This window comes from Streptomyces fuscigenes (genome assembly GCF_021556455.1).
In the GTDB taxonomy this organism is placed as follows: Bacteria; Actinomycetota; Actinomycetes; order Streptomycetales; family Streptomycetaceae; genus Streptomyces; species Streptomyces fuscigenes.
On the sequence record NZ_JAKGCV010000569.1, the window covers coordinates 1 to 3,011 of the forward strand.

A 3,011-nucleotide genomic window follows, 5' to 3' on the forward strand; every position below is an offset into this window, starting at 1 on the left:
CACGAGGGCCGCGCGAGCGGCACGGGCGCCGCCGCCGCACCGGCCCCCGGCGACGGTGAGTCGCACCCGGCCGCCGCGGGCGGCGTGCGCACGGTGAAGGCGCCCGCCCCGACGTACGACCAGCTCATGGCCGAGCGCTTCCCGATGTCCGCCGGCCTGAAGGGGTCCGGCCGCTTCAGCACCGTCCCCGGGTCCGCCGCCGCGCCCGGCACCGGGCACCGCTACCGCTACCGCGTCGACATGGAGGACGGACTCGGCCTCGACGGGCGGCTGTTCGCCGACGCGGTGCAGCGCACCCTCAACGACGACCGGAGCTGGGCCCACCACGGCGACATGACGTTCGAGCGGATCTCCAGCGGCAGGCCCGACTTCGTGATCACCCTCGCGAGCCCCGGCACCACCGACGTCTGGTGCGCCAAGTCCGGCCTCGACACCAGCGAGGAGCACGTCTCGTGCGACTCGGCCTCCACCGACCGCGTCATGATCAACGCGTACCGGTGGGCCCAGGGCGCCGCGACGTACGGGCCGGACGCCATGCACGCGTACCGCCAGATGCTGATCAACCACGAGGTGGGCCACCGGCTCGGCCACAACCACGTGACGTGCGCGACCCCGGGCGCGCTCGCCCCGGTGATGCAGCAGCAGACCAAGTCCCTGGACATCGGCGGCATCAAGTGCCGCGCCAACCCCTGGGTGTACCCCAAGGGCTGACGCGCCGTCGGGCCGGACGGCCCCGTTGTCCTGGTGCGCCCGCACGCCCCGCCCGCACGCCCTGCCCGCGCGCCCTGCCCGCGCGCCGCCGCGCGCCCCGGACGGCGCGAACGCGCGCCGGCCGGGAAAGTTACGAGCTTTCACCCCTTCCGGTGGCGCGATGGACAACCGTCCATCGCGCCGCCTCGCTCTCCGCATACGGTCGTGCCGCAGCGGGTCGCCGGGCCGACGGCGGCCTCCCACGGGGAGGAACGGGGGTGTGTTCGTGCGGATCGGACTGCTCACGGACGGTGGTTATCCGTACGCGGCAGGTCAGTTCGGACTCTGGTGCGAGCGGCTTGTACGCGGGCTCGCGGACCACGAGTTCGACGTCTACGCGCTCAGCCGCGGCGAGCGCCAGGAGCGGCTCGGGCTCGTCGGCCTCCCGCCCCAGGTCCGCCGGGTGCACACGGCGCCCCTGTGGACACCCGTGGACGACGGGCGGACGTACGGGCGGCGCGAGCGCCGGCGCTTCGCGGACCACTTCGGCCGGCTCGCCCTCGGCGTCTGCGACGAGCGGGCGGACACCTTCGCCGCCGGGCTCTACGGCCTCGCGGAACTCGCCCGGGAACGCGACGGGCTGTACGCGGCCCTGCGCTCCGAGACGGCGGTCCGGGCGCTGGAGGCGGCCTGCCGCGCCCCCGGCGCGCGCCGGGGCGTGCGGGACGCGACCGTCCCCGACCTCCTCGCCTTCGCCGGCGAGATGGAGCGCGCGCTGCGCCCGCTCTCGCTCGACTGGTACGGAAGCGAGGGCGACACGGCGGCCGCACGCCGCGGGCGCGCCGACGCGTACGGTGCCCCGGACACCGGCCCCGCCCTCGCCGCCGCCGACGTCTGCCACGCGACGACGGCCGGGCCCGCCGCGATCCCGGGCCTGCTGGCCAAACGCTTCTTCGGCGTCCCGCTCCTCGTCACGGAGTACGGCGTGCAGTTGCGTTCCCACTACCTCGCGGCCGACGGCGCGCGTGAGGGTGCCGCGCGCGCTCCCGTGCGCGCCCTGCTCGCCGCGTTCCACGGCAGGCTCGCCGCCGAGGTCTACCGCGCCGCCCAGCTCGTCACGCACGGCAACGCCCACGCGCGCCGCTGGCAGGAGCGCTGCGGCGCCGACCGCGCCTCTCTGCGCACCGTCCACCCGGGCATGGACGCCGGCAGGTTCGCCGAGGTGGGGGAGGGCGACGACCCGGGCGACCCCGACACGCTCGTGTGGGTGGGCCGCGTCGAGCCCGCCAAGGACCTCGTCTCGCTGCTGCACGCGTTCGCCGAGATCCGCAGGCGGCGGCCCGGCGCCCGGCTGAGGATCGTGGGCACGGCGGCCGCGGCCGGCGAGGGGCCCGCGTACCTCTCCCACTGCCGCACCCTCGCCGCCCAGTTGTTCCCCGACGAGGCGTCGGGCGCCTACGCGATCGGCGAGAACCCCGTCTCCTTCGAGGAGGTCGGCGGGCCCGAGGCGCCCGAACTGCCCGACGCCTACGCGGGCGCCGGGGTGGTGGTGCTGTCCAGCTCCGTCGAGGGCTTCCCGGCCGGTCTCGTCGAGGCCATGTTCTGCGGCCGTGCGACGGTGTCCACCGACGTCGGCGCCGTCGTCGAGATCGTCGGCGGCACCGGCCTCGTCGTGCCGCCGCACAATCCGAAGGCCCTCGCGCGGGCCTGCCTGGACCTGCTCGCGGACGACGGCCGCAGGCGGCTGCTGGGCGCCGCCGCACGCTCCCGCGCGCTCGAACTCTTCACGGTCGAACAGAACGTGGCCGCCTTCCGGGCCGCCTATCTGGAGATCGTCTCGCACAGCCCCGGGCGCCACGGGGCCCCGGTGGTCGGCGCGGTCGGGGCGCCGCTGCCCTTCGCGACCACCACCGAGGTGCGCGTGCCCGTCCGCTGGGCCGGCGAGGCGGCGCGCGAGAGCGTCGGCGCGGGCGCGGCCGCGGGTGCGGGGAGCGCCGATGTCTGACAGAGGTTTCGGAGGTCTCCCCACGGCACCCCGCACGCCCGCCGCCGGGCCGCCGGCGGGCCGCACCACCACCGCATGGGAGCTGCCCACGCCGGCCGTCGACGCCGTCGACACCATCCCTACCGTTCACACCGCCGATGCCACCGGCACCGACACCGCGGAGACCCTCCGCCCCGGCATCGCCACCGGTACGGGCCCCGCGCGCGGGATCGCCGTCGCGGCGCACGCCGCGGCGGGCGAGCCCTGGGCCCCGGTGCCGACGACCCGCGGGGGCGCCGACGTCGGGTGGGGCGACGCGGACGGCGATGCCGAGGGC

At 76.8% G+C, this 3,011-nt stretch carries 3 protein-coding genes; all 3 read left to right on the top strand.

What is annotated here, in order from left to right; all coding sequences use genetic code 11:
- Window positions 1-711, top strand: a 711-nt coding sequence (locus L1885_RS26375) for a DUF3152 domain-containing protein (protein WP_235799672.1), incomplete at its 5' end; no start/stop codon positions are given.
- Between the two features lie 265 nt (window positions 712-976).
- Window positions 977-2,695: a DUF3492 domain-containing protein gene (locus L1885_RS26380; RefSeq protein WP_235799673.1), complete on the top strand. Its 1,719-nt coding sequence runs from the start codon at window positions 977-979 to the stop codon at window positions 2,693-2,695.
- Window positions 2,688-3,011 (top strand): hypothetical protein (locus L1885_RS26385; RefSeq protein WP_308117405.1); only part of this gene is annotated, 324 nt, incomplete at its 3' end. The genes L1885_RS26380 and L1885_RS26385, both read left to right, overlap by 8 nt.